At 33.4% G+C, this 6,823-nt stretch carries 7 protein-coding genes; 3 read left to right on the forward strand and 4 right to left on the reverse strand.

Features of this window, described 5'->3' with window-relative positions; all coding sequences use genetic code 11:
* Both ACHZC3_RS12410 and ACHZC3_RS12415 read left to right on the forward strand, forming a co-directional pair.
* Positions 1–1,144: helicase HerA-like domain-containing protein (locus ACHZC3_RS12410; RefSeq protein WP_394760186.1), on the forward strand; the 1,144-nt coding region annotated here is incomplete at its 5' end.
* 75 nt (positions 1,145–1,219) lie between these two features.
* Positions 1,220–1,582, forward strand: coding sequence for a cupin domain-containing protein (locus tag ACHZC3_RS12415; RefSeq protein WP_394760187.1), 363 nt, complete (start codon positions 1,220–1,222; stop codon positions 1,580–1,582).
* 44 nt (positions 1,583–1,626) lie between these two features.
* Here ACHZC3_RS12415 and ACHZC3_RS12420 read toward each other — a convergent pair whose 3' ends face one another.
* The 4 genes from ACHZC3_RS12420 to ACHZC3_RS12435 form a co-directional block, all read right to left on the reverse strand.
* Positions 1,627–2,967, reverse strand: a complete 1,341-nt coding sequence (locus ACHZC3_RS12420) for an FAD-dependent oxidoreductase (RefSeq protein WP_394760188.1) — start codon at positions 2,965–2,967, stop codon at positions 1,627–1,629.
* A gap of 86 nt (positions 2,968–3,053) precedes the next feature.
* Positions 3,054–3,782, reverse strand: coding sequence for a penicillin acylase family protein (locus ACHZC3_RS12425; protein WP_394760191.1), 729 nt, complete (start codon positions 3,780–3,782; stop codon positions 3,054–3,056).
* The gene (locus ACHZC3_RS12430; protein WP_394760189.1) at positions 3,673–5,439 is read right to left on the reverse strand and encodes a penicillin acylase family protein; all 1,767 of its coding nucleotides are present in this window, start codon (positions 5,437–5,439) and stop codon (positions 3,673–3,675) included. Before ACHZC3_RS12430 ends, ACHZC3_RS12425 begins: the two co-directional genes overlap by 110 nt.
* Positions 5,440–5,517: 78 nt before the next feature.
* Positions 5,518–6,606, reverse strand: coding sequence for an agmatinase family protein (locus ACHZC3_RS12435; protein ID WP_394760190.1), 1,089 nt, complete (start codon positions 6,604–6,606; stop codon positions 5,518–5,520).
* A 46-nt stretch (positions 6,607–6,652) separates the two neighbouring features.
* Here ACHZC3_RS12435 and ACHZC3_RS12440 point away from each other — a divergent pair.
* On the forward strand, positions 6,653–6,823 hold a 171-nt coding region (locus ACHZC3_RS12440), incomplete at its 3' end, for a sigma factor-like helix-turn-helix DNA-binding protein (RefSeq protein WP_394760192.1).

Consider the following 6,823-nt stretch of genomic DNA (forward strand, 5'->3'; position numbering starts at 1 on the left):
ACTTTCGGCACAAGAAGGTGTTCGTTTACGCGCAACAGTTTCTGAATTTGGTCCAGTTTTGTTTTCAAGGATTTTAGATTTAAATGATACACAAGCTGGTGTAATTTCAGTAATATTCAAATATTGTGACGATAAAAAAATGCCTCTTTTAGATTTAAAAGACATTAAAAAGGTCATGAATTATATTACCGAAGAAGGAAAGGATGAAATTTCTGAAGAATATGGTAAAATTTCGACTTCAACAACAGGAACTATTTTAAGAAAAATTATTGAATTAGAGCAACAAGGCGCCACTACATTTTTTGGAGAAAAATCTTTTGAAATAGATGATTTAATGCGAATTGATGAAAATGGGAGAGGTTATATAAATATTGTTCGTTTAACCGACATTCAAGACAAACCAAAGTTGTTTTCGACTTTTATGTTGAATCTTCTAGCCGAAATTTATAATTTAATGCCAGAAAAAGGAGATGTCGACCAACCAGAATTAGTGATTTTTATTGATGAAGCGCATCTTATATTTAATGAAGCGAGTAAAACTTTGCTTGACCAGATAGAAACCATCATCAAACTGATTCGTTCTAAAGGTGTTGGGGTTTATTTTATCACTCAAAATCCAATGGATATTCCTAAAGGGGTTTTAGCGCAATTGGGATTGAAAATCCAGCATGCTTTGAGAGCTTTTACTGCAAATGATAGGCAAGCTATAAACCAAACAGCCGATAATTATCCAACATCGGAATTTTATAAAACTGAAGAATTGTTGACTTCTCTTGGGATAGGGGAGGCATTAGTTACTGCTCTAAACGAAAAAGGAATTCCAACCCCATTAGCTGCAACTATGATGCGTGCGCCAGAAAGCAGAATGGATATTCTGACCGAAAGTGAGATTTCTGTTATAAATTCGAAATCTAAATTGGTTGAGAAATACGCTGAAGAAATAGATCGCGAAAGTGCTTACGAGATTCTAATTAAAAAAATTGAAGAAATTTCTGAAACTATTGAAGAGAAAGAAGAAGAAAAAAGAGCCGCTAAAGAACCAAGTACTGCTAGTGTTGTTGGTAAATCAGTTTTAAAAGTCGTTACGAGTGCTAGTTTTATAAGAGGTGCTTTTAGCGTTTTAATGAAGGTGTTGAGAAAGTAATAGATTAAATAATTAACAATAAAATCTCTCCTAAAACATTTGACGAGATAGTTTCATTATAAGTAATAAAAAAAAATGAAAAAATATACCATTCAAAAATCACCTTTTGTAGTTCCAACAACCGATGGGAAACTCATTGAAGAACACCACGGAAATGCGACAACAAATAACTCTGAAATTTCAGTGGCACATATGATTGCGCCACCCAAATGGAGTGAACCATTTCAAACTCCTGAATTTGAAGAATATACTTATATTATTTCAGGGAAAAAGCAATTTGTTATAGAAGATGAGATTTTGATTTTAGAAGCGGGTCAATCTATAAAAATTGAAAAAAATACACGTGTTCAATATTCAAATCCCTTTAATGAGCCTTGTGAATATCTCTCTATTTGTAAACCTGCTTTCGATTTTACCAAAGTGCATCGAGAAGAATAATTTCAATTTTTAAATTTGATTTTTTGCATTGAATTTTGAGATTGTTATTTCAAAAGTTCAATAATCTTATCTTCTACTTCTTTCGAATTCCATTTTTCCTCAATTGACGGGATTTGCATCACTTCTTCCATGATTTTATTTTGGAAATCACCTATTGCAAGTGCTTCAGAGTAAGGTTGCAAACTAAATGTGATACGACTGTACAATGGCATCCATTTGTCAGGATGTTTGTCTGAGAACCATTTTTCGATTTTCTTTTGCAACAAGAAATTTACATCGGCTGTTTTCGAACTCATTTCCATAAAGTTTCTGTACGAAAGTTCAGCAATAGCATCTGTATTTGGTTTGCGGCTGTTTTCATAATCGTTAAGCAAGTTTGCCCAATCGTCTCCATACTTGTCTATCATTTCATTTAATACCGTAATGTCTTCAAAACCAGCATTCATACCGTGACCATAAAACGGCACAATAGCATGACATGCATCGCCAATTAAGGCAACTTTATCTGAATAGGTCCACGGAAAACATTTCATCGTAACCAAATAACTTGTTGGATTTTTGAAAAAATCTTCGACTAAATCAGGTATAACATCTTTGGTATCTAGAAAATATTTAGCAAAAAAGTTTTCTAATTGTTCTTTGTTGGTTAACGATTCGAAGGAGTTTTCGCCATCATGAGGCATAAATAATGTGCATGTAAAACTGCCATCTAAATTAGCCAATGCCATGAGCATAAACTTACCTCGAGGCCATATGTGTAAGGAATTTTTGTCTAATTTATGCGTGCCGTCTTCATTAGCAGGAATATGCAATTCTTTGTAACCAATTTCTAAAAATTCTTGCGAATAATTGAACATGCTTTGTCGTTGCATACGGTGGCGAATTCTAGAAAATGCACCATCGGAACCAAAAGTTAAATCATAATCTTCGGTAGTCCATTCGCCTCTTTCTGTTTCACCTATAGAAATTGTTGCAGTTGTTAAATCTACATCCCAAACTTTTTGTTCAAATTTAAAATTTACACCAGCTTGTTCGGCAAGATCTATCATTTTTTTGTTTAAAATGCCTCGTGAAAGTGAATAAATACATTCACCATCTTTCCCATAATTTTGATAAACCAAGTCGCCATTTTGCAGATGAATAGCTCGCTTGTAAACAGGAATTCCTATTTTTTCTATTTCTTCACGAAGTCCGATATCTTCCAGCGTTTTCCAACCACGATTGGACATTACTAAATTGATTGAACGACCTGAAAAATTTATTTTTCTAATATCTGGACTTCTGTCAAAAACATCAACAGAATGGCCTCTTTTTTTGAGATATATTGCCAATAAAGATCCTACTAAACCAGAACCTACAACGGCTATTTTTTTTGGAGTTTGCATTAAATAATTACGAATTACGAATCAAAAATTACGAACCTAAGTTGTGATTTTAATCATAGATTTAATTTTGCAAAGATAAGTGGAATTTATTTAGCTTTGAAAACCAATTTAGTAGAAGTTTTTATGATTTCTTCTTTATTGAGTTTCATTTTTCTGAATTTACCCGTAGCATACATTTCGGCCTGATCATTATAATATTTACTCATAGGATTACCCGATTGTCCTGTTGGTAAGATACTCCAACTATTTTCTACATCAGAAAAATCTACAATTCGTCGGGTTGACGGCCCTGCTTTTATAGTATATTCGGCTGCATCAGAATAGTCGAACATAGTATTATTTATGACTTCGTTTGCTCCTGCAATTTCAAATAAACCAACATTAAAAAAGGGTTTAAATATTGCGACACTTCCTAACGGATGTTTGTATTCCACTTTATGCACACGATTCCAAGTCCAAGAATTTACATCAGTTCCAAGTTGATTATTTAAACTTAAAACAGCTTGTTGCAACGCTAGTTTCAGAATGTCTTTACGAGTTTCTTTCTTATTTTTAGTCACAATATTATCCCACCAAGGTGAATTTTCATTCTTTGTCTGGAAAGCGATACTTTGTTTCATAATATGTGTTTTCAAGAATTGTTTGAATGAAGTTTCTCCCATTTCATCTTGATACGTATTTTTTAGATATAAATAAATCCATTTATTATAAATAGTTGGCGCAACGTCTGTTAATCCGTTTGTTCCTTTCCAATTTCTTAATACGCTTACTGCATCTTTTTTCTTGATTCGAAAGTTTTTCAGTATTAATAACAGACAACATTGTCTTTACTATTTCAATTGAAACTGGCGATGTATTGTCTGTCATCATTTTACTTACATCTTCTTTATTCCAATCACTTTTGCTATCTAATAAATTGGTAATTCTTCTTGCTCTATCTTCAGGTAAATAATAACCCGGATAATTATATCCATTTATCGATTCGGGCATATTATTTGACGAATACACATAGTTCCAACTCGGGTTTACCGCCGACGGGTTTTCAGAATAATCTAAAAATTCTTTTTTATCATCGATGCCATTTGTCCCATTTAAAATAAAATTGGCATTGACTCCTTTTTCTAATTTGTATAATTTTCCAGAAGTAAACCAAGCAATATTATTTTTGGCATCTCCATACATAATATTAAGCCCTGGTGCTACTATGTAGGAAACTGATTTTTGAAATTCCTCAATATTATTTGCTCTGCTTAATCCATAAACTGCATCTAGAATTTTGTTGGGTTGTTGGGTATAAATCCAAGAAAAAGAAACCGGTTTTTGGGTTTTAAAATCCGCAATTAAATCATTAATTATGGGTCCGTGTTGTGTTTCTTTTATTTTTAAAATTACTGATGTAGAATCTTTAACTTTAATAGTTTTAGTTCTTATTTTATAATTTTCGAAACCAGAGGCCGTTTTGTACTGATTTTCGTTTTTTGGATTGTTTTCTTCTTGAAACAAATCGGCATCGTCGTTTTCGAACATGGTTAATCCGTAAGCATAATTTCGATTGTGTCCTAAAAGTGGAAATGGCGTTCCTGCAAGATAATAGCCATACATTTCGTATTCTGGACAAGAAATGTGCGCTTCATACCATGTCCCGGGTTGCGAGTATTCGATGTGCGGATCGTTGCAAAAAAGCACTTTTCCAGTTTTAGTTTTCTTTGGCGTAAGCACCCAACTATTACTTCCAATAAATGGTGGCACTGGAGAATTTTCTAATAATGCAGTTATCGATTTTGAAATTTCGATATATTGTTGTGTTTGTTCTTTAGAAATTTTTAGTCTTGTTGGATTTAATGAATAATCGATTCCTAAATCTTTCAAATATGCTTCCCCGTATTGATTTTTAATATCTGTCAATAACGGATCTGTTTTTTGAGCCATCGCAAAACTGAAAGCCATGTATCCAAAAGTATTGTAAACATCTTTTAAGGTGAATTTTTCTTTTTTAATCCCTAAAATTGTAAACTCGATGGGCGTTTTTCCATCTTCCAAATATTGATTTACTCCATCTAAATAAGCCATTGCCATTTGGTATGGTTTCCCGTTTTTGTCTAATTCTGCTATTGCTTTTTCCGAGTTTTCTTCGATTCCTAAACCAATAAAGAATTTATCGTTTTTAAGTGCTCTGGTTCCAAATATTTCAGATAATTTTCCAGGTGCAATACGACGTATCAATTCCATTTGCCATAATCTGTCTTGCGCATGAACATAACCTAAAGCAATCATGGCATCTTTTTGGTTTTCAGCATAAATATGAGGCACTCCATAATCATCAAAATAAACAGTTGTTTCTTTTGATATGTTTTTTATAGTGATTTCTCCTTCGTAATTGGGTTTTGTAGAGAAAAGGTAACCATATACTAAAAGTGATAGTAAAGCTATAAATGAAATAAAAATAAGTAGGGCTTTTTTAAGCTTTTTCATTGGAGATAAATTGGTTTACCAAATATAAAAAAAAGACGAATGTAATATTCGTCTTTTGGTATAAAATCTGTAAATTATTTACTTCTTATTAAATTTAATTTTCTCACCAACAGTCATTCCGTTATTTTTAGCTAACATACCACACATATGAAAAAGCATCCTTGCTCCTACATTTCCGTCCCAGTCATCATTTTCTCCTGGAGCCACTTCTACTAGATCGAAACCAATAATTTCTTTGCCACTATTTGCTAATTTATTTAACAAATAAGTAGCTTGTTCGTATGAGAATCCTCCTGGAACTGGCGTGCCTGTATTTGGACAATACCAAGAATACAGCCCATCAATGTCGAAAGAAACACAAACTTTTTGTGGTAATGCTGCGATAATTTGATCGCATTGTTGTTGCCACGTTTTGCCTTCAAAAGTTTCTGCTTTCATATCCATATCCGTATGAACAACGACTCTATTTCCTTGATTTTTTACAACTTCAACTTCTTGTTCGCAAAAATCACGAATTCCAACTTGAACCAATTTTGTTATTTGAGGAATTTGCAGTGCATTATACATAATAGACGCATGCGAATACGTAAAACCTTCGTAAGCAATGCGTAAATCCATGTGAGCATCTAAATGTAATATTCCAAAATTATCATGAATTGTAGCTAATGCTTGATAATACCCTAATGGTGTAGAATGATCACCTCCTAATAAAACTACTTTTTTCCCTTTTTTAATCCAATGCAGAACACGTTCTTTTACTTCGGCATGTAATTCGGCGCAAACTTTATTTATTTTATCTAAATCAGATTGTAGAGCTGGGAAGTTTTCGATTACTTCTCCACTTTCTAATGCTTCAATAATGGGTTGTGCTAGACTTTTGTATTTATCTGAATTTTTTAACCAATGTTCTGGAGCTTGGTCATAATACATTCCTAATTTCCATAACTCTGGAAATTCTTGGTGTTGCAAATCGACTTGAAAAGAAGCTTCAAAAATGGCTTCTGGGCCTTCCGATGCGCCTGCTCCATAACTTACTGTTACTTCCCACGGAACAGGAATAATTATAATTTCTGATTGTTCGGCCGTAAATGGCAATCCAAAAATGGTGGCATCAGCAAGTCCTGGTTGCGATGGGTCGAAATTTTGTATGATTTGCTCTTTTGTCATTTTTTTGATATTGTAAGTTACAAAGTTACAAAGGTTTGAAGAGCGAGTGATTCGGATGCGCTTCGGTATAGACTGCGAAGAAATGACTCTTGAAGAAATTGGGGAAATCTTTAAAACCACCAGAGAAAGCATTCGACAATACGAGGCCAGAGCGTTGAGGAAATTAAAACATCCAGCACGACTCAAACAAATCGCAAAAGCCTCTTGTATCACTACA

Source organism: Flavobacterium sp., assembly GCF_043720215.1.
Taxonomy (GTDB): Bacteria; Bacteroidota; Bacteroidia; order Flavobacteriales; family Flavobacteriaceae; genus Flavobacterium.